At 38.6% G+C, this 25,901-nt stretch carries 26 protein-coding genes and 1 tRNA gene; 14 read left to right on the top strand and 13 right to left on the bottom strand.

Features of this window, described 5'->3' with window-relative positions:
• Positions 1 to 202: hypothetical protein (locus FJR11_RS23415; protein ID WP_217358238.1), on the top strand; the 202-nt coding region annotated here is incomplete at its 5' end.
• 215 nt (positions 203 to 417) lie between these two features.
• Positions 418 to 490, top strand: a tRNA-Ala gene (locus tag FJR11_RS16500).
• Between the two features lie 47 nt (positions 491 to 537).
• On the opposite strand, the gene FJR11_RS16505 is transcribed toward FJR11_RS16500, so the two are convergent.
• The 3 genes from FJR11_RS16505 to FJR11_RS16515 all read right to left on the bottom strand — a co-directional run bounded on the left by FJR11_RS16505 (position 538) and on the right by FJR11_RS16515 (position 3,680).
• Complete coding sequence (locus FJR11_RS16505) at positions 538 to 966, bottom strand: hypothetical protein (protein WP_168505612.1); 429 nt, start codon at positions 964 to 966, stop codon at positions 538 to 540.
• Positions 967 to 993: 27 nt separating this feature from the next.
• Complete coding sequence (locus FJR11_RS16510; RefSeq protein ID WP_168505614.1) at positions 994 to 2,613, bottom strand: mucoidy inhibitor MuiA family protein; 1,620 nt, start codon at positions 2,611 to 2,613, stop codon at positions 994 to 996.
• 125 nt (positions 2,614 to 2,738) lie between these two features.
• Complete coding sequence (locus tag FJR11_RS16515) at positions 2,739 to 3,680, bottom strand: LysR family transcriptional regulator (protein WP_168505616.1); 942 nt, start codon at positions 3,678 to 3,680, stop codon at positions 2,739 to 2,741.
• Between the two features lie 489 nt (positions 3,681 to 4,169).
• Between FJR11_RS16515 and FJR11_RS16520 the strand changes: the two genes are divergently transcribed.
• The 3 genes from FJR11_RS16520 to FJR11_RS16530 all read left to right on the top strand — a co-directional run bounded on the left by FJR11_RS16520 (position 4,170) and on the right by FJR11_RS16530 (position 5,914).
• Entirely contained in the window at positions 4,170 to 5,339 is a 1,170-nt protein-coding gene (locus FJR11_RS16520) for a hypothetical protein (RefSeq protein WP_168505618.1), read from the top strand.
• 82 nt (positions 5,340 to 5,421) lie between these two features.
• Positions 5,422 to 5,652, top strand: a complete 231-nt coding sequence (locus FJR11_RS16525) for a hypothetical protein (protein ID WP_168505620.1) — start codon at positions 5,422 to 5,424, stop codon at positions 5,650 to 5,652.
• Entirely contained in the window at positions 5,633 to 5,914 is a 282-nt protein-coding gene (locus FJR11_RS16530) for a type II toxin-antitoxin system YafQ family toxin (RefSeq protein WP_168505622.1), read from the top strand. Before FJR11_RS16525 ends, FJR11_RS16530 begins: the two co-directional genes overlap by 20 nt.
• An 85-nt stretch (positions 5,915 to 5,999) precedes the next feature.
• Here FJR11_RS16530 and FJR11_RS16535 read toward each other — a convergent pair whose 3' ends face one another.
• The 8 genes from FJR11_RS16535 to FJR11_RS16570 all read right to left on the bottom strand — a co-directional run bounded on the left by FJR11_RS16535 (position 6,000) and on the right by FJR11_RS16570 (position 11,443).
• Entirely contained in the window at positions 6,000 to 6,581 is a 582-nt protein-coding gene (locus tag FJR11_RS16535; protein WP_168505624.1) for a Uma2 family endonuclease, read from the bottom strand.
• Between the two features lie 33 nt (positions 6,582 to 6,614).
• Positions 6,615 to 6,773 (bottom strand): hypothetical protein, encoded by a 159-nt coding sequence (locus tag FJR11_RS16540; protein ID WP_168505626.1) that lies wholly within the window; start codon positions 6,771 to 6,773, stop codon positions 6,615 to 6,617.
• 35 nt (positions 6,774 to 6,808) lie between these two features.
• Positions 6,809 to 7,597 carry a BMC domain-containing protein gene (locus FJR11_RS16545; RefSeq protein ID WP_168505628.1) on the bottom strand — a complete coding sequence of 263 codons (789 nt, stop codon included), beginning with the start codon at positions 7,595 to 7,597 and terminating at the stop codon, positions 6,809 to 6,811.
• A gap of 100 nt (positions 7,598 to 7,697) precedes the next feature.
• Positions 7,698 to 8,507: a transferase gene (locus FJR11_RS16550; RefSeq protein WP_168505630.1), complete on the bottom strand. Its 810-nt coding sequence runs from the start codon at positions 8,505 to 8,507 to the stop codon at positions 7,698 to 7,700.
• Positions 8,508 to 8,635: 128 nt separating this feature from the next.
• Positions 8,636 to 10,303 (bottom strand): ribulose bisphosphate carboxylase small subunit, encoded by a 1,668-nt coding sequence (locus FJR11_RS16555; protein WP_168505632.1) that lies wholly within the window; start codon positions 10,301 to 10,303, stop codon positions 8,636 to 8,638.
• A 129-nt stretch (positions 10,304 to 10,432) separates the two neighbouring features.
• A complete protein-coding gene (locus tag FJR11_RS16560; protein ID WP_168505634.1) occupies positions 10,433 to 10,738 on the bottom strand; it encodes a EutN/CcmL family microcompartment protein in 306 nt (101 codons plus the stop codon).
• A 6-nt stretch (positions 10,739 to 10,744) separates the two neighbouring features.
• Positions 10,745 to 11,089 carry a carbon dioxide-concentrating mechanism protein CcmK gene (locus FJR11_RS16565; RefSeq protein ID WP_015080435.1) on the bottom strand — a complete coding sequence of 115 codons (345 nt, stop codon included), beginning with the start codon at positions 11,087 to 11,089 and terminating at the stop codon, positions 10,745 to 10,747.
• Positions 11,090 to 11,134: 45 nt separating this feature from the next.
• On the bottom strand, positions 11,135 to 11,443 hold the full coding sequence (locus FJR11_RS16570) for a carbon dioxide-concentrating mechanism protein CcmK (protein WP_015080434.1): 309 nt from the start codon (positions 11,441 to 11,443) through the stop codon (positions 11,135 to 11,137).
• Positions 11,444 to 12,099: 656 nt separating this feature from the next.
• Between FJR11_RS16570 and FJR11_RS16575 the strand changes: the two genes are divergently transcribed.
• The 7 genes from FJR11_RS16575 to FJR11_RS16610 all read left to right on the top strand — a co-directional run bounded on the left by FJR11_RS16575 (position 12,100) and on the right by FJR11_RS16610 (position 20,070).
• Positions 12,100 to 13,956: an NAD(P)H-quinone oxidoreductase subunit F gene (locus tag FJR11_RS16575; RefSeq protein WP_168505636.1), complete on the top strand. Its 1,857-nt coding sequence runs from the start codon at positions 12,100 to 12,102 to the stop codon at positions 13,954 to 13,956.
• A 126-nt stretch (positions 13,957 to 14,082) separates the two neighbouring features.
• Positions 14,083 to 15,579 carry an NADH-quinone oxidoreductase subunit M gene (locus FJR11_RS16580; RefSeq protein WP_168505638.1) on the top strand — a complete coding sequence of 499 codons (1,497 nt, stop codon included), beginning with the start codon at positions 14,083 to 14,085 and terminating at the stop codon, positions 15,577 to 15,579.
• 80 nt (positions 15,580 to 15,659) lie between these two features.
• Positions 15,660 to 16,790 (top strand): CO2 hydration protein, encoded by a 1,131-nt coding sequence (locus tag FJR11_RS16585; protein WP_168505640.1) that lies wholly within the window; start codon positions 15,660 to 15,662, stop codon positions 16,788 to 16,790.
• Positions 16,791 to 17,002: 212 nt separating this feature from the next.
• Entirely contained in the window at positions 17,003 to 18,568 is a 1,566-nt protein-coding gene (locus FJR11_RS16590) for a serine/threonine-protein kinase (RefSeq protein ID WP_254444771.1), read from the top strand.
• A 326-nt stretch (positions 18,569 to 18,894) separates the two neighbouring features.
• Positions 18,895 to 19,164 (top strand): HigA family addiction module antitoxin, encoded by a 270-nt coding sequence (locus tag FJR11_RS16595; RefSeq protein WP_168505642.1) that lies wholly within the window; start codon positions 18,895 to 18,897, stop codon positions 19,162 to 19,164.
• Between the two features lie 351 nt (positions 19,165 to 19,515).
• Positions 19,516 to 19,695: a hypothetical protein gene (locus FJR11_RS16605; protein ID WP_371417559.1), complete on the top strand. Its 180-nt coding sequence runs from the start codon at positions 19,516 to 19,518 to the stop codon at positions 19,693 to 19,695.
• 18 nt (positions 19,696 to 19,713) lie between these two features.
• The gene (locus tag FJR11_RS16610) at positions 19,714 to 20,070 is read left to right on the top strand and encodes a hypothetical protein (protein WP_254444772.1); all 357 of its coding nucleotides are present in this window, start codon (positions 19,714 to 19,716) and stop codon (positions 20,068 to 20,070) included.
• A 198-nt stretch (positions 20,071 to 20,268) separates the two neighbouring features.
• Here FJR11_RS16610 and FJR11_RS16615 read toward each other — a convergent pair whose 3' ends face one another.
• On the bottom strand, positions 20,269 to 20,889 hold the full coding sequence (locus FJR11_RS16615; protein ID WP_168505646.1) for a (2Fe-2S) ferredoxin domain-containing protein: 621 nt from the start codon (positions 20,887 to 20,889) through the stop codon (positions 20,269 to 20,271).
• A 21-nt stretch (positions 20,890 to 20,910) separates the two neighbouring features.
• On the bottom strand, positions 20,911 to 21,168 hold the full coding sequence (locus tag FJR11_RS16620; RefSeq protein ID WP_168506347.1) for an Asr1405/Asl0597 family protein: 258 nt from the start codon (positions 21,166 to 21,168) through the stop codon (positions 20,911 to 20,913).
• 360 nt (positions 21,169 to 21,528) lie between these two features.
• Between FJR11_RS16620 and FJR11_RS16625 the strand changes: the two genes are divergently transcribed.
• Both FJR11_RS16625 and carB read left to right on the top strand, forming a co-directional pair.
• On the top strand, positions 21,529 to 22,083 hold the full coding sequence (locus tag FJR11_RS16625) for a Dps family protein (RefSeq protein WP_168505648.1): 555 nt from the start codon (positions 21,529 to 21,531) through the stop codon (positions 22,081 to 22,083).
• Positions 22,084 to 22,618: 535 nt separating this feature from the next.
• Entirely contained in the window at positions 22,619 to 25,873 is a 3,255-nt protein-coding gene (carB, locus tag FJR11_RS16630) for a carbamoyl-phosphate synthase large subunit (RefSeq protein WP_168505650.1), read from the top strand.
• Positions 25,874 to 25,901: the final 28 nt, after the last annotated feature.

A 25,901-nucleotide genomic window follows, 5' to 3' on the forward strand; every position in this document is an offset into this window, starting at 1 on the left:
AGTAAAGGTAGTTCGTGGAGTATTTCTAATGTATGAACCCAAGAATGGCGAAGGTGGAAAGTTTACAACTAATCGGCAAGAGTCCTGCACAGCAAAGCTAACCATACGTATAGAGCCTTCTGTTATGGAGAAGCTTAAACAGGTGGAAGGCTGGCAGGAGTCTGTAAGACAATTTATAAAAGCTAATTTAATAGAAAAATGAAAGGTTGGGGCAGCCTAATACATACTAGAAACTCCTGTTCATCTGTTGACAGGAGTTTTTATTTGTTCACAGGCTTTAGGGGCTGCCCTTTCTACTTAATATTTCTTAATATAGTGGGCTTGACTTACTTTGCATAAACTTGCATACTATTGGGAGTGAAGGCAATTATAGAGAACTAATTAGAAGGCTAAAAGGCTTACTGAATTAGGGTTTTCGGGGTTATAGCGCAGTTGGTAGCGCACCTCAATGGCATTGAGGGGGTCAGCGGTTCGAATCCGCTTAGCTCCATTTGATATTACTATCTTAAAAGCTAGTAGTGAAGGCTTTAGCCTTATTTAACATTGAGTTGCATTGGGATTTTCAAATTCCCCAGGTTCACGAACAAGAAATTGATTTAAAATCACCTTACCTGAAGGATCTATTACCTCTAATCTTACCAATTCGGGTTGGACAGTTTGCCAAGAAACTCGGTATTTATATTTAGCATTAGTCCAAGTAAAAACCGGACGCGCTTTAGTTCCAGATGCTTTACCACCAATTAAACAAAGTTTTTTACCTGTTTTGAGGTTTAAGTTTTTGTAATAATACTGACCTTTCGCTTGCCAAAGAGTTAAATGCCAATTACGTGGTTGACCCTCTACATCAAAAAATTCCCCCTCTGGAAAAGCGAGATTAGCTACAGCTTGACTCTGAACGGAAACATCTGCAACTATGGGTAAAGACAGACCCAAAACTAAAGAGATAGCTATTCCTTGACCTTGCATAATTAATTCTTCCTTTTTAAAACAAGTTTAAATATCCAATCCTACCACCGTTAATTCTGGTGGATGTTCAACAGTAAACTGATAATATATCTCCTGTTGTTCCTTGGTTGGAATAGTTAAAAACCAGGATAAAATTCCTGTTTTAGCTTGTTGAACTTCTGGATTACTTTCAACAAGATTCACTTCAATATGCTCACTACGACTAACTGGTAATTGTTCAGTTAATTGTAAATTAACCGCTTTATTTAGCAAATTAGTAATTATTAACCGATAAGCATAAGTAACTCGACGTTGGTTATTAATTAATTTTTTATCTACCTGAAGTTCTACTAAATCCCTTTCAATTTTTAAACCTTCATCAATACCTAAGTTCAGTTTGAATTCTTCTCCAGGCAGAATATTTTCTAATTGAGTTGTTCCCACAAAAATATGATCACGGAAAATATTAGCTGTTCCTGGTAATAAAGTTACACCATTGACGCTATTTTTCACATGAACTTGTAAATAAGCAAAACTAACTAAGCTAGGTGTAGCTACATATTCAAAACGACAAGGATAATCTTGTTGAGAAATCGTGATTTTATGCGGTGTCCCATCACTAGGAATCTTCCCTTCACCATTAAACTTTAATGTGACTACACTTCCCTGTTGGGGATTGGTGCTAACAACCGTTTCACTGCTATTATCTTCTTCAATTGCTGGTTTAGCTGGCTTTGCTGGAGTCCTAAACATAGGCATAGGTAAGGCCATTGCCGGTGGATAAGGCATTGATCGCTGTGCTATCTCTTCCATCCGTGCCATCGGTACATCAATATACCAAGGTTTTAATTGTGGTGGTAATGGACTATGTCCTGGTTTTGCCGTAGATAGGGTTAATTCTACTCCTAACCAATCTTCTCCTGTGCTTTGGGTAATTTCTGCCAAATAGCTTAAATGCAGTCCATCACTGGCACTATTTACCCGTAAATCATAGAGGGGATGCCAACTAGCGTTGGGAATCATATAAGTTATTTCTAGCTCGAATTCTCCTGGTTGTTGAACTTCCACTCCCACAATGACATTCAAATTTTCTGTTGTGTGGGGTGTCTGAACTTTCTGTAAAGCAGCGCGGAGTGTTTGTAATTGCTTTTCTAATTCTGGCATTTGCGCTTTGCATTCCCCAGCAGCGATCGCATATTCACAATATTGACTACCGAGAAAGTTGAGAAAATCCAGTGTTTCACTCAAGCTGAGATTTTTGTTTGCTAAACTTTGGGAAAATGGTTCTTCAGTTTTTTCCCGCAAACCTGAAATGAAATTAGACTGTAGCGATAAGGCATCTATTTGCGCTTGTAAATGCCGTTTTTGAGTTTCAATTTGTTGAATTTGTCTGGTTAATTGGGTGACTTTTTCCCCTACGGGTTCAGTAGTTTGTAGGTGATCGCTACTTACTCCCAGCAATTTTACTACTGCTGTACCGACACCACTCACCCTAATAGAATCAGTTGCTAGAGTTACTGGCAATGGGTTAATAATTAATTCCCGTTCTCCCCCTGCTAAGGATACCACTGCTCGTCTTGTCACCAACGCTTGGTGACTATAGACTGTGACTGCGACAATTTGGCTGTCTACCGTTTTCTGCCAAAATGGTGTTTCTGGGTTTACCACTGCCAGTTTACTCCGATACTTAATGATGCTGTTGATTAATTTTTAATTGTTACCTGTATTTACGTCAAGCTATTGGTAATTTTTAGATACATAGCCAAGTGATTATGTATCTGTAGTAGCTTGATCTAAAGATTGGTTGCCACCGAACTATGATCTAAGATTAAACCACCTTGCTCGGTAATCTTTTTCGCTGCCTCTAAAAGATACTCATAATAGGTATGAGCAATAATAGATAATTGCTTACCAGCAGGATAAACGATATACCAATTGCGTTTAATGGGAAAGTGTTGGACATCTAAAATGCTAAATTCCGCAGCGTCAGTCAACAAAGTATGACGAGATAATATAGAAATACCTAAGCCGCCAGCGATCGCTTGCTTAATCGCTTCATTACTCCCCAACTCCAACTTCACTTTCACCTTTACCCCATGTTCCTCAAATAGACTTTGGACAGCACTGCGAGTTCCCGAACCCGGTTCCCGCATAATAAACGGTTCTTCTCCCAAACGTTCAATAGGAATATTTTTTTCCTTCGCTAAGGGATGATTAGCTGGTGCAAAAACTACCAAAGGATTTTCTAAAAATGGCTGAAAATTGACATCGAAATGATCGGGAATCTGACTCATAATATACAAGTCATCCAAATTACTCATCATCCGATCTAAAATCAGTTCATGATTTGTGACTTGAAGAGAAATATCAATCCCAGGGTAAAGCTGACAAAAAGGCCCGAACAATCGGGGAATAATATACTTTGCGGTGGTAATTGCTGCCAACCGTAATTGTCCCTGTTTTAATCCCTTTAAATCTGCAATCGTCATTTGAAACTTGTCCATAGTCTCAAAAATTTGCCGACAAGTAGCAAATAATTCCCGTCCTGCTTGTGTCAAATATAAACGCTTTCCTACTTGTTCAAATAATGGCAAACCTACGGATTTCGTCAACTGTTTAATTTGCATGGATATGGTAGGTTGAGTCAAAAACAACTCTTCCGCAGCGCGTGTAAAACTACCATGCCGGGCCGCAGCCTCGAACACCTTCAACTGGTGCAATGTCGCTTGGTTCAAGCTTATTCTCCTCTGATAACAATTTGTAGATATAGTATAGTATCCTGTAACACTAAGAATTTTTTAAGTGTTATTTATACAAAGTCCTCAAGTTTAGTATATATAAAAATGTCTCTTCAGGGTTTGCTGATAGCGTAAGCCACAAAAGTAATCTGCTCTGAACTTCAGGGCTAATAACTCAAGTCTGTTAAAACGGACTATAAACTTTCCTTCAGTCGTCTCTATACGACTTTTGCTATTAGACATGGCTTCGCCACGCAAGCTATCAGAATTCATTCTGAGACGGGCTTGTTTAATCCTATTGATTAGGTAATCTCGGTTTCTTCAAAAGTAGTATTTTCTGGAACTGATTAAATCATTTTTATTTGTCCTTTGTGTTGATATTCTGTTGTTGACTAATCTGGCTAATGTCTTTCAAACTATAAATATCCATCTTCTTAACAGGTGGATATTTTCACTAAATCATCATAAAATAAAAATTCCAAGAATATGACAATATTTCAAACTACATTTGATATTCCCGACTGGATATTACAGGGCTTACAAACTGGTGAATATGTCAGAATAGGTGGTGTAATTCGTGATATCAACACAAAACAAATTGTTGCCATGTTACGTGAAGTATCACCCAATATCTCAGGGATAGAAAATTTACTGAGTGCAGCTTCTCCTGTACTTGGTATTCTCAATTTAAGTGTATCAGTCATTAATTTAGGTGTTTCTGTAATAGGTTTTGCATTAATTTTAAATAAAGTGAAAAAAATAGAAGAAAGTTGTAAAGAAGAATTAAATAAACTTGAAGAAAAAATTCAAAGTAATATTAATAATCTACATCGAAAATTTGACATTTCCGTTTATGCTAACTTTCGTACTGCTCTTGATTTAGCTAATGATTTTCAGACAATGGTTAATCCTGAAAACAGAATAAATATGGCAATGTTAGCGATTAATAGATTGTTGGAAGCTCAACACACCTATAGTAATTATATAGAAATTTCACTGCAAGAAAATATGAGTTTAACAGATAAATATATTGCTTCGTTAGCATTAACATATATAGCGAGAGCGCGTTGTTATTTAGAATTAGGAGAGATTAAAAATGCTGTTATTTGTCTTCAGGAAGGTTCTAAGTTTATTCGTAATTATGTTGAGCAGTATGTTAAAAGTTTATTGATATCTGAACCAATGGGGAAAAATTTTATGGTGGATGGATTATCTGGGGATAATTTCATCTTACTGGATAGAGGATGGCATTCTAAACTAGAAAGTTCTATTGATGTAAATAGACTAGCTCAAATTTGTCAATGGTTAGATCCAGAATTAAATAATATTGTAGATGATCAGTATATTTTATTAGAAGCAGAAAATAGAAATTTAATTAAATTTATTCTTATTAACCCATTTATTAGTGGAATAGCACTGGTAAATTTTAAACCACAAGAAGAAATTAATCCAGAGAAAGCAATTCAAACAGTAGAAAAAATTGAAAAAATAATTGAAACCTATCATCGTTTTGAATCTTATTTATTAGAAGTACAACTTATTCAAAAACAAAAAATCAGTTTTAAAAAGTGGCTTGAATTAGTTCCTCATACAGAAATTCAAGAAGCCACATCAGAAACTATACCTATCATTTTGTTAGAAGCACTTAACCTATAACCATAAAATAGAGGCTAAAACTTTAAATTTATAGATTAAAATAAAGTTACCAAAAGTATAATTTACTTGATTAGGAGTTTCTATGATGAGTTTACAAGAAATTATTAATTCTATTGAAAGTTTACCTACAGAAGAACGAGAGTATTTATTTGAGTTTCTGCAAAAGCAACGAATTGAGAAAAAAAGGACTGAAATTTTAACTAATGCGGAGGAAGTTAAACAAGCTTTTAAGAATGGTACAGCAAAAAGAGGAAGCGTTGATGATTTAATCGCTGATTTACTAGGAGATGATGATGGAAGTTGTCTGGAGTAGTGGATTTAAGAGGTCTTTCAAGAAGATTACAAAGAAAAACTCACAATTAAAAAATCAAATTATTAACGTATTAAGGCTTTTGGCAGATGATCCTTTTACACCGTCTTTGAAGTCTCATAAATTAGGAGGTGAGTTAGCCGGTTTATGGTCTTGTTCTGTTGCGTATGATTGTAGAATTATCTTTAATTTCTCTGAGGATGAAGAGTTATTAGAAATGGTTATTTTATTGATAGATATTGGTAGTCATGATGAAGTTTATTAAAATGAATTTTTCCAAGACACGATAATATAGAAACAGAGTCTTATGAAAAACATCATGCAAGCATACAAACTCAAAGGGAAAAAAGTTATATAATTTTTATCCCTGCTCGAAATTCCCGCAATGCTTGAGCATGATTTTCTATATTCATACAACTCATTAATAAAACCACATCTAAATTAGGTAAAAGTTGTGATTTACTAACAGATTCATATCCCTCATTTCCTAAACTATAAAACAATAATTCATCATTAATCCAAAACCAAACTTCAGGAATTTGTAACCGTTTGTATGCTTCCAATTTATCAATTCCTCCACTACTGACAACCACCTCAATTACTAAATCAGGGCGTTTTCTATTTGCTCCTAATTCATAGGATTCATCACCTTCTTTTTTGACCTTTTCAAATTCATTTTCTAGAGTAACAGAACCAGTAGGAGTAAAATCTAATTCCAAAAATTCTAAATAAATTTCTACTAAAGAAGCAATACGTTTTTTGATAATTTCGTGTTTTTTACCTGGCATTTTCCGAATCTCCAAGATTCCATCCAAAAAAGATAACCTTAACCCTGGGCGCTCAATTAGCTGTTCAACAGCTTTAAATTCTCTCCAGCTTAAGTCGCTAATTAAAATTGGTTCTGCTTCTCGTTCAATGAGTGTAGTTATCATAATTTAAACCCAAGTTTAGAGATTGAATTTATTTTATCTTAAATTCCCAATCTTCAAAATATTCTTAAATCCAGTTCTATCAAATTGGACTGTAAAATTTGTACCACTTTCAACTGTAGCAATAACTTCTTCTTCTGTAGCACCGCGTTCAGTTAATCGTGCTTGTGCATGGGGATGCAACTTGACATTCATAATGTTGTTTCATTTGTCCTGTAGAATAACCAGTATTATTCATCATTCCAAATCTCTTCCTTAACCCTCACCGGCAATTTCGCCAAATCAGGCAACTCTATCGCTTCCACATCTGTTATTTTATCTTTAATATTAATAGGTATATTAACTGGTTGACGTTCTTCCATCCAGCAACTAGCCACAGGCAAAGTTTCTTCCAACTCATCCAAAGGCCGAGGAATCACCATAACTGCATTTAACTCACCAATGCGTTCCGCTTCAAACATTCCCGCTTCCACAGCTACAGCTACATTAGCTACCGAACCGCGAATAATTGCCGTACACAAACCAGCACCAATCTTCTCATAAGATGCTAATTGCACATCAGCAGCTTTAAGCATAGCATCACAAGCCCCAACCATAGCGGGAAATCCGCGAGTTTCTACCAACCCAATGGCTTGATTACTCAAACGGCTGTATCCACCACCATCTCCCATAAATCGAGTCAGACGGTTAATAGGTAGAATTATATCTAAATTAGGATAAGGACGGGCAATCACCAAACTAGACACCAACTGACCAAACTGTTCAGCCGTTTGCACACCAGCTTCCACAGCCAAGCGGACATCAGCAATGCCACCTCGGACAATTGCTGTACAATGACCACTACCAATTTTTTCATAGCCAACCAAGTGGACTCCAGCCGACTTTAACATCATGTCAGCCGTGCCAACTATAGCGGGGAAACTGAGGGTTGATACCATACCCAAAGCAGTATCTTTGAGGCTATCACGAGGACTTACTGCGTGAATGGTACTCAAAGCGTTTTGATTATATGTTTCCATGTAAATTTTCCAGGATAAGGTTCATATAGCGTCTTCAATCATATAAGAATGAAAACTAGCATTTCAATATGGACTTAAGTTCACACTTCATACTTAACACTTAACCTGAAGAATTGTCAGGGTTTTCGTTGCCCAAAGATTGCCTATGGGGAAACAATGTACTCAGCAGCCTATTTATGCTACCTTGTCCATAAATTTGCGTGCCAAAAATATTGTGAGTTTCCAGATCAGACTCACTGGGTTCTAAGTCCCCAGAGGTAGTTTCTGTAGACTCTGGAAGCGGAGTTTCAACCGACGTAGAATCACCAACCACAGCCGTTTCTGACTCTGGTGGAGACTGGCTTTTCGGTGTAGGTGAAGGTGGAGATACAGGCGTAGATTGGTGTTTAAACTCCAGAAAAGCCGCAACCGAGAGTTGAGTTGAGGAAAATACTTTTTCCTGTTCCTCTAGTTTCTCAGGTTGAGAACGAGGAGATTCAAGTTTTTCGGCTGATTCCTCTGGTTTCTTTGGTTGAGAATTAGTAGGTTCTGCTTGTACCGCTGAAGGTTCAACAATCTGCCGACTATTATCTCCCAAAATCGAACCAGAGGGAATAACTTGACCTGGTGCTACGGAACAGTTAAAAACCGTTGTCGCTGCACCAATACAAGCATTAGCCCCAATTTTGCCTTCACCAACCATCAAGAAACCGGCTCCCAGGTTTGCTCCTGCTTCTATTTCTAGAATACCCTCACTTACTTGGAGAATTGACCCCATACCCAGACATACACCAGCACCAATCACAATTGTACTGTTATTAGCAGCTTGGAGAATTACCCCAGGAGCAATTACCGCGCTGGGATGAATTATCACGTCGCCATGAATATGAGCATCAAATCTATCGCCCAGACGTAGCAGCGATACAGACATGGAATTTATTACCTCGGAAGCCGGAAGTTGTCAGTGGTCAGTGGTCAGTGGTCAGTTGTCAGTTGTTAGAAAGAAGGAAGGAAATTTTCCCCCTACTCTCTGCACCCTGCACCCTGCACCCTGCCTCTTTATGGACGTTGGATAATTGCTTCTAATACGCGGCGTTTGGCTTTGGGGTCAGTCCCCACTAAACGCACATATTCGCCTGGATATTCAGAAACATATCCTTCTAAAGCAGCGAGTGCTTCTCTTTCAGATTTAGCCTGAATTTGACCCGCAACTGTCCAAGTACCTGTGCGGAAACGGCGTTGATCTACGTGTTCAACCGCAATTTTTGCCCCACTGGACAACAGTTGGCGCAATTGATCTACTATTTCGCTACTTAAACGGGTGCTAGTAGCAGTTGCGGTTGCGGTTGCGGTTGCAGTTCCAGAACTTGTACTGGTAAATGATTTGGTGCTACCAGAAGAAACTACTTGTCCGTTTGGTCTTTGGATAATTGCTTCCAATACGCGACGTTTAGCCTTGGTGTCAATCCCAATTAAACGTACATACTCGCCTTGATGAGTTTCAATGCACTCTTCCAAAGCAGCTACAACTGCTTGAGCCGAATTAGATTGAATCGGTTCACAACTGTTCCAAGAACCAGTACGGAAACGGCGCTCATCTACGTGTTCTGTACCAATTTTGAAACCACCAGCCAAAAGTTGCCGAATTTGATCTACAGTTTCCGCACTCAGTTTGGCACTACCAACAGCATTACCGTTGCCATTACCGTTGTAACTGCCAACAGATGCAGTCGCAGGTGCTTTGAAGCTAGATGTACCAGCAACTACACCATCAGGACGTTGAACAATAGTTTCTAATACTCGTCTTCTGTTATTATCAATACCAAATAGACGCACATATTCGCCGCTGTGGTCTCTCAAACAAGACTCTACAGCAGAAACAGCTTCACCTAAAGACCGAGTTTCAATGGCTTGACAACTTTGCCAAGAACCTGTCCGAAAACGTCTTTGGTCTACGTGTTCTGTACCAATTTTTAATCCTTGTTCTAGTAGATAACGTAATTGATCTACTGTTTCTGCACCTAAGCTATAGCTCGCCACGTCACTGCTCCTTTCTAACTCTTCGACTTCAATGCTTGTATAAGATTTAGCTACGGAAAGATTAAGTTCATCCCGAATGGGCGCAATACACTTGCTATCCGCAGCACAGTGATAACCAGCCCGCAAAGCCTGATTAATCCCTACTACATGGTGAGCAAATTCTTGATCCTGCACTTGGACATCTGGCAATCTATCCGCTTGCTGCTGGGTAGTAATTACTGATCCAGAAGCTACGTATTTACCCGGTGGAATTTCTACATCTTGAATTAAGGCGTGCATCATGACAATGCAGCCTGCACCCACCTTGGCATTAAATACCGTAGAACGAAAGCCAATAAAACAACTATCGCCAACGTAAGCAGGCCCATGAATCAGTGCCATGTGGGTAATGGAGGCACTTTTTCCAACCCATACTGAGTATTCCTTGCCATCGTCACCAATGACTCGGCCTTGCTCCAACCCATGAATAACAACACCATCTTGAATATTGGTATTTTCACCAACACTAAAAGGTGTTCCTTCATCTGCTCTAATTGCAGTCCCCGGAGCAACAATTACATTTGCACCTATGTTGACATCACCAATGAGGTTACAAGAAGAGTGTACAAATGCAGTTTCATGGATCTTTGGTTCTGCTAAACTCCTTGACCACGGGGTTGGGGGTGCCGCCGTGCTGCGGACTACCATTGCGAGATTCCTCCTGAAATAAGCTTTTTGTCAGTGGTCAGTGGTTATTGGTCATTGGTCATTAGTTATTGGTAAGTTTTCACATATTACCCATTACCTATTACCTATTACCCATTACCTCTTCCCTGACTATCTATACTGGTCTTTTTTGCTGTAAATTACACGATCTTCAACGTAAATGGTGTCTATAATTGCCACTACTGCTGCGTCTAACGGTCGTTGTTCATTACCTGAGACTTGACGAGCCGCGCTACCACGACTGATAAGTACCCACTCATCCACTCCTGCCCCTACACTGTTATCGGCTGCTACCTCGTATACTGGCAGGAGATTGCCATTTTCATCTATTAATTGCAACATTAGTAGCTTCACACCCCGCAGACTGGGATCTTTTTGGGTGCTAGTTACCGTGCCACGAACTCTGGCAATTTGCATTATTAATTATGGTCTTCTACCGAAAGGGCGAATTGTGTTAACACCTTCCCGGAATTGTTCTACATCTTCGGTATAACGAATGGGGAGGACATATTCCAAGTTTTCGTGAGGACGAGCAATGATGTGGGTAGATAGCACTTGTCCACCGTTAACACGCTTAACTGATTCTACTCCCGCACCTACGGAAGCTTGAACTTCAGAAACGTCACCACGGACGATAACTGTTACCCGACCACTACCAATCTTTTCATAGCCGACCAAGGTAACACGAGCAGCTTTTACCATGGCATCAGCAGCTTCGACTACGGCTGGAAAGCCTAGAGTTTCTACCATTCCTACAGCAATTGACATTTGTTTTTGTCCTTAAATTAAATTTTTACTTGTACCAGATTTAAACTAAGCGCGGAACTGTTCTACTGCTTCTGTATAACGAATTGGCAAAACGTATTCTAAGTTTTCATGGGGACGAGCAATGATGTGGGTAGATACCACTTCACCACCGTTGACTCTTTTTGCCGCTTCAACGCCAGCAGCTACTGAAGCTTGCACTTCAGAAACATCTCCCCTGACAATAACTGTAACGCGAGCGCTACCAATTTTTTCATATCCTACTAAAGTCACACGGGCGGCTTTCACCATTGCGTCAGCAGCTTCTACTACTGCGGGAAAGCCTTTAGTTTCAATCATTCCAACTGCAATTGGCATCGCAGAACTCCTCAAAAATTAATCGAATTAGAACTGTGGGTGGAAATTTTGGACGGGGATGCTCATCCTGATTCCAAAATACCGCCACATTTAAGCATAGGAAAGATTGGCATCCCTGGCAACATAAATTACTATAATAGTTTGTAATAAAATATATTAAAAAAAGTTAACAAAAGTTCACGCGCTCTTTTGTGACATCAAAGTTCACTGATCCCTAGGGTGACAACTTATGCTTTATAATTTCTTTATCACTTTGAGAATTACTATAGTTCATAGCCTGGGCTGATTCTTTAATAAGGAGGATTGCTGAGGACTATATATGGGATAGACGAGCTACTGGCTATATCTTTCCTATAGTTCGCTATTGCCATAAACAGTAGGTAAAAATCTGCCAATTTTACCGATGTACCTAAAAAACAAATTTTAAAAAAGTGGAAAAATAAAAAATGTTGTTCAACAATTACTAGAATATCTAAAATGTTAAATTATATTTAATTGCTCGACAATAGGCTAATCTAAAGTAAATGTGCTTAGGCAGATTGAGCTAAAAAAAGTTAAGAAAACATAGATTTTCTCAAAGATATTGTTTTTTGAGCAAATGATTATTTAAAGGCTGTTTAAGAGAATCGGGAATATGTTGTCAAGGAAAATATTAAATGAATGAGTTTCTATTTTTAACAAGTTGGTTCGTACCTCTTTATAGCTTACTAGGGGCAATTTTAACATTGCCTTGGAGCATAGGAATCATCCACCGTACAGGACCTAGACCTGCGGCCTACTTGAACTTATTGACTACCATCTTCGGTTTTGTCCATAGTTTATTAGTATTTAAAGATATCTGGAATCGAGAGCAGGAAAATTTAGTAATTACTTGGTTTCAAGCTGCTGATTTTCAATTATCTTTTGCTTTAGAAATTTCCGTAGTCAGTGTTGGGGCGATAGTTTTAATTACTGGATTAAGTCTGTTGGCGCAAATTTACGCCCTAGGCTACATGGAAAAAGATTGGTCTTTAGCCAGGTTTTTTGGTCTAGTAGGATTTTTTGAAGCGGCTCTGAGTGGTCTAGCAATTAGTGATTCTTTGTTTCTCAGTTATGCTTTGCTAGAAGTTCTCACCCTTTCCACTTATTTACTCGTCGGATTTTGGTATGCTCAACCATTAGTAGTTACGGCGGCGCGAGATGCCTTTTTAACAAAGCGGGTAGGTGATTTGCTGCTGTTAATGGCTGTGGTGACTCTTTCTACTTTAGCTGGTAGCTTGAACTTTTCTGATTTGTATGAATGGGCGCAAACTGCTGATTTAAACCCTGTCACATCAACTTTACTCTGTTTGGGTTTAATTGCCGGGCCTGCGGGTAAGTGCGCTCAATTTCCCCTACATCTGTGGTTAGATGAAGCTATGGAAGGACCTAACCCAGCTTCGGTAATGCGAAACTCGTTGGTGGTAGGTGGCGGTGCTTATGTCCTTTACAAGATTCAACCATTGTTATCCTTGTCCCCCTTTGCTTTAAATACTTTGGTGGTTGTGGGGGTAATGACAGCGGTGGGGGCGACATTGGTATCTTTAGCCCAAATTGATATTAAGCGAGCGCTCTCCCATTCCACCAGTGCTTACATGGGATTGGTATTTTTGGCGGTAGGCTTGGAACAGGGTGGAGTAGCGTTAATGTTACTTCTCAGTCATGCCATTGCCAAAGCCTTATTATTCATGAGTTCTGGTTCAGTTATCTACACTACCCAAACCCAAGACTTGACAGAAATGGGGGGTTTGTGGTCAAAAATGCCAGCTACAACTACGGCTTTTGTCGTCGGTTCGGCAGGTATGGTAACACTGCTACCCTTGGGCAGTTTTTGGGCAATGTTAGCATGGGCTGATGGCTTAGTAAAGATTAGCCCTTGGGTAATTGTGGTTTTAATCTTAGTTAATGGCTTAACGGCTTTGAATTTAACGAGGGTATTCCGATTAGTTTTTTGGGGACAACCGCAACCAAAAACCCGCCGCGCTCCAGAAGTTGCCTGGCCAATGGCGTTACCAATGGTGACTTTAACTATTCTGACCCTATTATTACCTCTAATGCTACAGCAATGGTATTTATTACCTAGTTGGGAAAGCTTGGATTGGTATATAGTTGGATCTTTAGTCACTTCCACGGTTGCTGGAGTAACTATTGGCGCAACAATTCATCTCCACAAAGCTTGGTCAAGATCCAGGATTTTGGTTTGGAGAGTTATCCAAGATTTATTAGGCTATGATTTTTACATAGACCGCATTTATCGCTTAACGATTGTAAGTGCTGTGGCGCTGTTATCTCGGATATCCGCGTGGAGCGATCGCTTTTTGGTAGATGGTCTAGTGAACTTAGTCGGCTTTGCTGCGATTTTTAGCGGACAAAGTTTGAAATACAGTATTTCTGGTCAATCCCAAGCTTATATGTTGACAATCCTTGTGGTTATTAGCATCCTTGGTTTTGTTATTAGTTTGTCTTTGGGTTTATTTGATAAGTTGCCTTTTTAGGCAAAATTTCTGGATTTTCTGGCCTTTACTCTAGTTCGGTTAAGCCTAAATTTCTTTTTTTAACGAACCACAGAGGCGCAGAGGTCGCAGAGGGAAGAAGAAAAGTTCAACTCCTACTTTTGACTTATGCTGAGTACATTGATTTTACTGCCGTTAATTGGTGCGGCTTTTATTGGTTTCTATCCTTTTACCATCTCTGGTAAACTATCCCGAATCATCGCTTTTGTCTTTAGCGTGATTATTTTCTTATGGAGTATTTTCCTGGGAATTCAGTTTAACCCCGGAGAAGTTGGTCAACAGTTTGCTGAATCTCTCCCTTGGCTAGATGCCATCGGCTTAAACTACAATCTGGGTATAGATGGTTTATCTCTGCCATTACTAATTCTCAATGGACTGTTAACTTGCATTGCTATTTATAGCAGCGATGAATCTCAACAACGTCCGAGATTTTACTACTCTCTAATTCTGCTATTAAGTGCTGGGGTGACAGGAGCATTTTTAGCACAGGATTTATTATTATTCTTCCTGTTTTATGAGTTGGAATTAATACCCCTATATCTGCTCATTGCGATTTGGGGAGGTGAAAAACGAGGTTATGCAGCCACGAAATTTCTGATTTATACAGCTTTTTCAGGAATCGTCATTTTAGCCAGTTTCTTAGGAATGGTTTGGTTGAGTGGTTCTCCCAGTTTTGGACTAGCAACCTTAAATGCTCAATCTCTACCTTTAGCAACGCAAATTTTACTGCTTGTTGGCATTTTAGTCGGTTTTGGCATTAAAATTCCCCTCGTTCCCTTCCATACTTGGCTACCAGATGCCCACGTAGAAGCCTCCACACCCATATCTGTGTTGTTAGCTGGGATATTATTAAAGTTAGGGACTTATGGCTTACTGCGATTTGGGATGAACTTGTTACCAGATGCTTGGGCTTATGCAGCACCTTGGTTAGCTACATGGGCAGTAGTTAGCGTTTTGTTTGGGGCATCTTGTGCGATCGCGCAAACGGACATGAAAAAGATGGTAGCTTATAGTTCTATCGGCCACATGGGCTATGTCTTGTTAGCAGCAGCCGCATCCACACCTCTCAGCGTCTTGGGTGCAGTTATGCAAATGATTAGTCACGGATTAATATCCGCTATGTTATTCCTGTTAGTGGGAGTAGTTTACAAAAAAGCTGGTAGTCGAGATTTAGATGTCATTCGGGGACTATTAAACCCAGAACGAGGTTTACCGGTAATTGGTAGCTTAATGATTTTTGGAGTCATGGCCAGTGCAGGTATACCGGGAATGGTGGGATTTATTTCCGAATTTATTGTTTTTCGGGGCAGTTTTGAAGTTTTCCCAGTGCAAACATTGTTAGCAATGCTCGGAAATGGTTTAACTGCGGTTTACTTCTTAATTCTCGTGAATCGTGCCTTCTTTGGGCGGTTATCAGCGGAAGTTACTAACTTACCCCGTGTGTACTGGAGCGATCGCATCCCTGCAATTATTTTAGCAGTAACTATCGTTATTTTTGGGATTCAACCCAATTGGTTAGTCAATTATACCCAAGCCACAATTACCACAATGGTAAAAATGAATAGTCATCATGTAATCGCAAGTCGGGAGTTATTAGATTCTTAACTTTTTGAGGCAGATAATCATAGCCATCAAAACAATCCCAAAAATTACAGTTCAGACATTTGAATTCCAGGAGAATTGACATGATGAAAACTCAAAAAAATCCCACTTATAACCCCCTAGCTGAATTTGTAACCCGGTTACAAACTGGGGAAGCATTACTCAAAGATAGTCCTGAAAATGTTTTAGAAGTTGTTGGTATTCTCAAAAGTTATGGTGTGGTTTTAGATGCTTATTCTAAAAATCTTATCTATGTTGCTGAACACCAATTTTTAATATTTTTTCCCTTCTTTAAATATTTTGATGGCGATATTTCTGTTGCTAAATTACTCCGTCATTTGTGGCATGATCGGATTAATTTTGAATATGCCGAATATTGCATGAAAACCATGATGTGGCATGGTGGTGGCGGTTTAGACGCATATTTAGATACTAAAGAATTTCACGAAAGAGCGGAAGCTGTTATTGCTGCTAAATTTAAATATAATCCCCTGATCTTGGGAATCAATGGACTGTTTCCCGAATTCTTAATAGAACAGTTACGAGTCTCGGCTTATTACACTGGTTTAGGTCAATTTTGGCGAGTTATGGCTGATATGTTTCTGAGTCTATCAGATCGCTATGACAACGGCGAAATTAAATCAATTCCCCAAGTTGTAGAACATATTAAACTGGCTTTAGTTGCAGATGCAATGACACCAATTACATATAGTGTCAAAATCGGCGATAAAGTCCATGATCTGATTCCCAAATCAGTTGGTTTAACCTTCCTTGCAGATACCGCAATTCCCTATGTAGAAGCGGTATTTTTTAGAGGTACACCATTTTTAGGAACAGTGTCTTTAAACGCCCAAGCATACCAAGTTCCCCCAGATTTATCTCGATTCCAATATGGTGCATTATACGCAGATCCTTTACCTATTGGTGGTGCAGGTATTCCTCCCACATTGTTAATGCAAGATATGCGTCATTATTTGCCAGAATATTTACATGATATTTATCGTCGCAGTCTGCGCGGGGAAGATGATTTGCGGGTGCAAATTTGTATGAGTTTTCAAAAGTCAATGTTTTGTGTAACTACAGCCGCAATTTTAGGACTTTTACCTTATCCGTTAGATACTCAAGATCCATTTGAGCAAAAAAATAATCAAGTTTATTTAGAAAAGTGGATGTCAAGATTAGAGAATTCCCAATTATTAGCAGTGAATAAATAGGATAATATGGCTTCGCTACATGATCAGATTTCAAAAACGTTATTTTTTCGCATTTAAAAGAAGGAAATCTATTGACACGGACTGAAAACCGTGTTATGCTAGTATCGACGAGGAAGAACTATCTTTTGTGCATAAGCAATTTTAGCTATCATTAAACGAAACAAGCTTAAACCAAATTAATAATAAATAGTATAACGACGTAGTATGGCGTAATGAGCTATTGTATCAACCCGCACTGTCCCAAACCAATTGATCTAGCAAATGCAAATAATCCTATTTGTCGTAACTGTGGGTCACAATTACTGCTGCAAAATCGTTATCGGGTACTCAAACAAATAGGACAAGGTGGTTTTGGGAACACCTTTGAAATTGACGACATTGGAAAAACCAAGGTTTTAAAAGTGCTAACTGAAAATAACTCCAAAGCGGTGGAATTGTTTCAACAAGAAGCTAAGGTTTTGAGTCAGTTAAACAATGTGGGTATTCCCAAAGTCGAAGCAGATGGTTATTTTACGGTTTTACCTAAAAATAGTTCTGTACCATTGCATTGCTTGGTAATGGAGAAAATAGAAGGGGTAAATTTAGAGCAATGGATGGAATTTCGTAATTATCAAACTATTTCTGAAAAAGAAGCACTGAATTGGTTAAAACAAATAGTAGAAATTCTGGCTTTAGTCCACGCTCAAAAATATTTTCATCGTGATATTAAACCTCAGAATATCATGCTGCGACCAAGTGGGCAACTTGTCTTAATTGATTTTGGTGCAGTGCGACAAATCACAACCACAATTTTAGGCGGAAATTCCCATACTAGAATTATTTCACAAGGTTATTCACCACCAGAACAACAAAACGGTTATTCTGTACAACAGTCTGATTTTTTTGCTTTGGGACGGACTTTTATATTTTTACTGACAGGTAAAGAACCCCAGGATAAAGCTATTTATGATCCTTTGACTAATGAGTTACATTGGCGAAAATATGCAGTTAATATTTCTCCTCTTTTAGCAGATTTAATTGATAATTTAATTGCTCTTACTGCAAATCAGCGTCCTGAAAATACGAGAGTTATTTTCCAGAGATTGCAGGAAATTGAAAAGGCATTAAATCAACCGCATATTTTCGGAAATACCACCAATATTCAATCAAAAAATAGTTCTTTACCGACTGTTTCTGTTAGTCCAGGTAAACCAGTGCAACCTGCGGCTAAACCAACTCAGAAAAATCGCAAAAGGTGGAAATGGTTGATTGGTTTAGGTGTGGGATATTTTGCTATTGCTGCATTGAATCAACCTAATAATAAAAACATTGTTGTAACTGAAGAAAAAATACCTGTTGTTAGTCCTAGTATTTCTAATTCATCACCAGTTATCCCTATTTCCGAATCTACACCAAAGGCTAGAACGAAAATTCAACCAAGTCCGGTAAATGTAATTTCATCAGAATCTACCACATCTAAACTTAAATCAAAAATTGGTTTATCACAATTTTCAGAAGATACAAAATCTTCTCAGGATGGGTATTATTATATTATTGCTGATAATGTACAGAAAGACAGTCTCACAGCAGTTAGAAAAGTGATTAGTGATGCGTATTTATCTTCAAATCGTAAATATATTTATGTGGGAGTATTAAAAACTAAAGAAGAAGTAAAAATAAGATTACAAGAATTAGCAGATAAAGGTATTCAAGCCCGTGTACAAGAGCCTTCCGTAGATAGAAACGAAAAAATAGAGGCTATTAAAAAAGAAAAAGCACCAATAAGGCAATTATGGTAATTTTTATGCCTATCTAATAAACTATAACAATCATAAATAATTAAATCATTGATGATGCATCTTTTTCTTCTCCTTGTATCTTATCTTCGTGTCCTTCGTGTCTATCCCTTCGGGACGCTCCGCGAACGTGGTTCGTTAAAAAGTAATTTAGTAGGTTGGGTTAACACAAGGAAACCCAACATCATTTTTTAGATTCCCGACTTCTAATATTAATTATTTGTTGAATAGAAAAATCTTTAAAAGAAGTTGGGGATCTTTTGGATCTTTTGGGAAAATAGAAATGCTTATAATGTAGAAATAGTGGATTACCATTAGGAGAAAATGTCATGGAAAACAACTTACTACATAATCCCCATGCTGGTGAAATTTTAAAGTATGAATTTTTAGAAGAATTAGACATCAGCGAAAATACTTTAGCTGTTAATTTAGGTTTAACTTATCCTACTATTCAAGGAATTATTACAGGTAAACTTAAAATGACAGCAGATATAGATTTACGCCTTTGTCGCTATTTTAGACTTTCAGATGGTTATTTTTCAAGATTGCAAAATGCTTATGAAATAATGGAAGCAAAAAGAAATTTAGGAGAAATATAGTTGAAACAGGTATTATTTGACAGCGATGTTTTGCTGGATATATTAGCAATGCTTCAACCGTTTGTTATTGCCTCAGCGCAAGCATTAAATACAGTCATGAAAAAACAGGTGCAAGTATTTGTAGTTTGGGGTGCGTTACGCTGTCGCTAATGCACCCTACTTATCTAAAATTGGCTTAAATTCCCTATCATCAAGCCTTCGTAAGGTTTTTATATTGAAAGGGGTGGGGGTTGCATGACTTTGGTTATAGTGTTATGGTTATCTGTAGCTTCTGAAGTCATAGATAACTTCTGATCTCTTCCTAGGTATTTGTCGTTGACTGAGCAAGGATGTAATCTAAAGTTATCTATCGTGTTAGAAGCTATGGGTCAAACTAAAAAAGCAAAAATTACATTTACTTGCTCACATGAACTACGTGAAGAGTTAGAAAGTATTGCAAGTTCAGAAGACAGGACACTATCAAATCTTGTGGAAAGGCTTGTGACAAGAGCAATTCAGATTTACAAACCTGAAGATCAAAAAGCAAGTTAACCATTTTGCGATCGCAAAATGGTTAAGTCCGCAGGTATCGCCAACTACCAAATCAAAAACAATATGAATACACCACCAGTAGATAGATTAGACCGGATAGAAGCGATATTAGAGCGCGTGGCAGTTCAACAGGAAACTACAGCGGTTAACCTGACGGAACTGATATATAAGGTTGATGACTTTATGGGAACTGCTACCAGCGTTTTGGGTAGAAATGCCATCCTTAACGATGTGGTAGTAGGACTAAATGAAACGGTAGGAAGATTAGATACTAACCTTGCTACTCTCCAAAGCAATTTTGAAGAGAATCAAAAATCAACCAATGCCGCTTTAGAAAGATTAGAAGCGATTTTGATAAAGCTGATGGATAGTTAGTCTATTGTGTTGTTTGTAAGTTTCCGGATCATGCCTACCCTTGAACCTGAAGCTAAAAGATGGTTACTGATTCAAAGATGTAGTCAGAGTATTAAATTAGTGAAGACTTTGGCTTCATCTAAATCCAAATATACCAAGTTTAACCGAAGTTAATCCTATCGGTAAAACTTGGAAAAAGCATCGAATTCACATTATTCACTAAACTTCAACAAAGCTGTGAATATTTACTGCCATATCCTCTGCTTTTTCCCGAATTTCCCTAGAAAAATGCTTATCTATCAAAGCAGGAACTTGTTCAGCTTTTATTTTACTATAACGAGTTTTATCCGGCATAACTAAATTAGGACCAGCTTTACAGTTTTTCATACAGCCAGTCCCTTTAATAGTGACTGAATCTTCTAAACCGTTATTTATTAACTCTGACTCCAAAGCTTGACACAAAGCTTTACCACCACGCTTCATACAATCAGATTTTTGACAAACTAAAATTGTTTGTGTTTTAGCTGGTTTTGTCTTAGCTGGAATTTGCGCTGCAACTGTTCCCATATCAGCACTTGCAGCCATAACTCGTTCCCCTACCAGAGTTAGCTGATCTTTTTTCGCGTTATATTGTTTTGTCCCCACAACTTGCAGCCAAGTCCCTTTAGCTAAACGCAAATCAAAAGCACTCCGTAAATGCTTGGCTAATTTTATATAACATTCACCCTCAGAAGTTCCTAATAACAAACCTTTCAGCTTATATCCATCCTTGATCACAAAATCCAGAAATCTGCCTTCAAAACAAAATTCTGTGACTGCTGAATTAGTAGATATACTCATTTTTTCAACCTATTTTTCTAACTAAAATTTTGGGTAACGACAACGCCAACAATCTTCAAGATTCTCAATCAAGTCTTGACGAGAAGCAGTGAATTGTTGAATTACACTCCAAAGTTGAATAGCTGCGGTGGGATTATTTATTTCTACACTTAAAGGCTGGTTAGTTTCACAAACACAAATTATATCTAATTCTCGTAAGCGTTGATAAACCTGCCAACGGTCTGCCCAACTTATATCAATAACGTGCTTTCTATCTGTGTCTGAGCTAGAAGATTTCAAGCGAGTAGCCCTCAAAATGCCATAAAGTTGCAGTAAAACTAGAAACTCACAGCCTAAAATTGCGAGTTAGTCGGAGTTTAGCTTCTTGATATAGCATACACTAACTGCAAACTATTGTCATTAATTTTGAGAAAAAATCTCATTTTTATTTAGATAAAGAGATACATACTTTGGGAATAAAGTCAAGATAAATACCAAATATATATCTTTAAGTACAGGGATATACAAAAAAATTGATACTTATGATTGCTAATAATATAAACATTTTTTAGATTTAGTGGCATTGATTTTATTTTGAAAATGCTAATATGTAAGAGATAAGCAGTTAAAAATCATCACTGTTAAAAAAAGAGGAAAACCATGTCTGATACGCAAACTATATTACACAACTTTGGTCAGGTTTATGACAATCCTGTATTACTAGATCACAGTGTAACTGCGCCAGTTGTCGAAGGATTTAATGTCGTATTAGCTAGTTTTCAGGCATTGTACTTACAATATCAAAAACATCATTTTGTAGTTGAAGGTGCAGAATTTAATTCACTCCATGAATTCTTTAACACCAGCTACAAAGAAGTACAAGATCACATCCATGAAATTGGCGAGCGCTTAAATGGTTTGGGTGGAATCCCAGCAGCAAGTTTCAGCAAATTAGCTGAATTATGCTGTTTTGAAACAGAAGCAGATGGCGTATTTTCTGCCCGAAAGATGGTAGAGAATGACCTAGTTGCCGAACAAGCATTAATTGGGGTAATTCGCCGCCAAGCCGCACAGGCTGAAAGTTTGGGCGATAGAGGTACACGCTATTTGTACGAAAAAATTCTCTTAAAGACTGAAGAAAGAGCTTATCACTTAGCTCATTTCTTGGCTAAAGATAGCTTAACCTTGGGTTTTGTGCAACGGGCTGAAAATTAAACTTTCCATAATCTCGATTTAACAAAATCAAGACTGAATAAATTTTTAGTAATTGAGAATTTCACAAAATTAATCCTTTTGGCAGAAAAGTGTAAATTACCCTTTCTGCCATTTTTTATATTAGCCATTAAAAACCATTTATTGTAATTGCATATTTTAAATATTTAGCTAATTCAAAATATTGGCATTGACCTATCATATTTATATCCAAACATAGGAACATTTCAGATATATGCAAAAACAACTTATTGATAAACTATTTCAGTAAACTTAATTGAGCAAGTAAAAATATTTTGTAACAGCTTTATTGTTATAATCCATAACGAATAAATAAACACTTAAATTCTCTCCGTGCCTCTGCGCCTCTGCGTGAGAAAAAAAACGTAAAAACCAGAAACAAAAATCCCCCATTCCCATAATTCCTTCCCCTTACCGTAATCGCTACCCGGAAAAGTTGATAATGAATAGCATGATTAGGGGATAAAGACCCTTAAAATAGTCAAGATTTGTATTTTTGTAATCTAAGGTAAAAACTATGCCCCGTCGTCAAGACCTCAAAAAAATTCTCCTGTTAGGTTCAGGGCCAATTGTAATTGGCCAAGCCTGTGAATTTGACTACTCTGGAACTCAAGCCTGTAAAGCCTTGCGAGAAGAAGGCTATGAAGTCGTGCTGGTAAACTCCAACCCAGCGACAATCATGACCGACCCGGAAACAGCAGACCGCACCTATATTGAACCGCTGACACCGGAAATAGTTGAAAAAGTCATTGCCAAAGAACGCCCAGATGCTTTATTGCCAACAATGGGAGGACAAACCGCCCTTAACTTAGCTGTAGCGTTAGCGAAAAATGGCGTTTTAGATAAATACAACGTCGAGTTAATTGGTGCGAAATTACCCGCAATTGAAAAAGCCGAAGACAGAAAACTGTTTAATGAAGCAATGGCTAAAATTGGGGTGGCTGTGTGTCCCAGTGGTACAGCTTCAACTTTAGACGAATCAAAAGCGATCGCTCACCAAATCGGTACATATCCCTTAATTATCCGTCCAGCCTTTACAATGGGGGGGACTGGTGGCGGTATCGCCTATAATCAAGAAGAGTTTGAAGAAATGGCGCAAGTAGGGATTGACGCTAGTCCGGTTTCCCAAATTCTCATTGACCAATCTTTATTGGGTTGGAAAGAGTATGAATTAGAAGTAATGCGGGATTTAGCCGATAACGTTGTTATTATCTGTTCTATCGAAAATCTCGACCCTATGGGGATTCATACAGGGGATTCTATCACCGTTGCCCCTGCCCAAACCCTCACCGATAAAGAATATCAACGGTTACGGGATATGGCAATTAAAATTATCCGCGAAATTGGTGTGGAAACCGGCGGTTCTAATATCCAGTTTGCCGTAAATCCTGAAAATGGTGATGTGGTGGTGATTGAAATGAACCCCCGCGTCTCTCGCAGTTCGGCTTTATCTTCCAAAGCTACAGGGTTTCCCATTGCCAAAATTGCGGCGAAGTTAGCTGTGGGTTACACTTTGGATGAACTGCAAAACGATATTACCAAGAAAACCCCTGCTTGTTTTGAACCGACAATTGATTATGTAGTTACGAAAATTCCCCGGTTTGCGTTTGAAAAATTCCCTGGTTCAGAGTCAGTGTTAACTACCCAAATGAAGTCTGTGGGTGAAGCAATGGCTATTGGCCGGACATTTAATGAATCCTTTCAAAAAGCTTTGCGTTCCCTAGAAACCGGTCGTGCTGGTTGGGGTTGTGATAAAGCGGAAAAGTTACCCAGTGGGGAACAAATTCGCGCTCAATTGCGGACTCCTAACCCAGAAAGAATCTTTTCTGTGCGTCATGCTATGCAGTTAGGAATGAGTAATGAGGAAATCTATGAACTAACAGCAATTGACCCTTGGTTTTTAGATAAATTACAAGAACTGCTGGAAATAGAAAAGTTTCTCAAACGCACTCCTCTCAAACAGTTGACAAAAGCGCAAATGTATGAGGTGAAAAGAAATGGATTTAGCGATCGCCAAATAGCTTATGCTACAAAAACCAAAGAAGACGAAGTTCGCACCTATCGCAAACAGCTAGAAGTTATCCCAGTTTATAAAACCGTAGATACCTGCGCGGCAGAATTTGAAGCTCTGACTCCATATTACTATTCTACCTACGAAGAAGAAACGGAAGTATTACCAACAGATAAACCCAAGGTAATGATTTTGGGTGGTGGTCCAAACCGCATTGGTCAAGGAATTGAGTTTGATTATTGTTGTTGTCATGCTGCGTATTCTTTACATGATGCCGGGTATGAAACAATTATGGTCAATTCTAACCCAGAAACAGTTTCTACAGATTACGATACCAGCGATCGCCTGTATTTTGAACCATTAACCAAAGAAGACGTTCTCAATATCATCGAAGCCGAAAACCCCGTGGGGATAATTGTCCAATTCGGTGGACAAACACCTTTAAAATTAGCCGTACCCCTGCAAGAGTATTTACAAAACTCCAATAGTATCACCAAGATTTGGGGAACATCACCTGATTCTATAGATATGGCAGAAAACCGGGAACGGTTTGAAAAGATTCTTCAAGAATTGAATATCGCTCAACCGCCTAATGGTATGGCGAGAAGTTATGAAGATGCGTTAATAGTCGCTAAACGCATTGGTTATCCTGTAGTAGTCCGTCCTAGTTATGTATTAGGCGGAAGGGCGATGGAAATCGTTTATTCCGATACTGAATTAGAACGCTACATGACCTTTGCGGTGCAAGTAGAACCAGAACACCCCATCTTAATTGATAAGTTCCTAGAAAACGCCATTGAAGTGGATGTAGATGCGATCGCCGATCATACGGGTAATGTTGTCATCGGTGGCATTATGGAACACATTGAACAAGCGGGAATTCACTCCGGTGACTCAGCTTGTGCTTTACCTTCCATTTCCCTCTCTCCCGCAGTCCTCAACCAAATTCGTTTATGGACAGTGCAACTAGCACAAGCTCTATCTGTAGTCGGGTTAATGAATATTCAATTTGCCGTAGTTGGTGCAAATGGTTATTCTCCCCAAGTGTATATTTTGGAAGCTAACCCCAGAGCATCACGGACAGTTCCCTTTGTCTCTAAAGCCACAGGCGTACAATTAGCCAAACTCGCATCCTTAGTTATGTCGGGTAAAACCTTAGAAGAAGTCAAATTTACCAAAGAAGTCATTCCTGCTCATATTGCTGTCAAAGAAGCTGTTTTACCATTTAGTAAATTCCCTGGTACAGATACCATTTTGGGGCCAGAAATGCGCTCAACAGGCGAAGTAATGGGTATTGACAGCGATTTCGGTCGCGCCTTTGCGAAAGCCGAATTAGGTGCAGGGGAAAAATTACCCCTTCAGGGGACTGTATTTGTGTCTATGAGTGACAGAGATAAACCTTTAGCAGCAGATGTAGTCAAGGAGTTTATTAAGTTAGGCTTTACAATTATGGCCACCCAAGGCACACGCCAAGTTCTGCAAGAACAAGGGTTAGAGGTGAAATCAGTCCTCAAACTCCATGAAGGTCGTCCTCATGTCCTGGATGCCATTAAAAATGGCAACATTCAACTGATCATTAATACACCTTCTGGAGAAGAAGCTCATGCCGATTCTAAATTAATTCGGCGCACGGCTTTAGGCTACAAAATCCCCATTATTACCACTATTGCAGGTGCTAGAGCCACAGCCGCAGCTATTCGTTCCATGCAAAATACCACTTTGGATGTCAAGGTAATCCAAGAATACTGTCCCATGAGTTAATTGTCTAAACTATGATTTTTGTGATTTT

The sequence above is a fragment of the Anabaena sp. UHCC 0187 genome (assembly GCF_009712035.1).
GTDB lineage: Bacteria > Cyanobacteriota > Cyanobacteriia > Cyanobacteriales > Nostocaceae > Dolichospermum.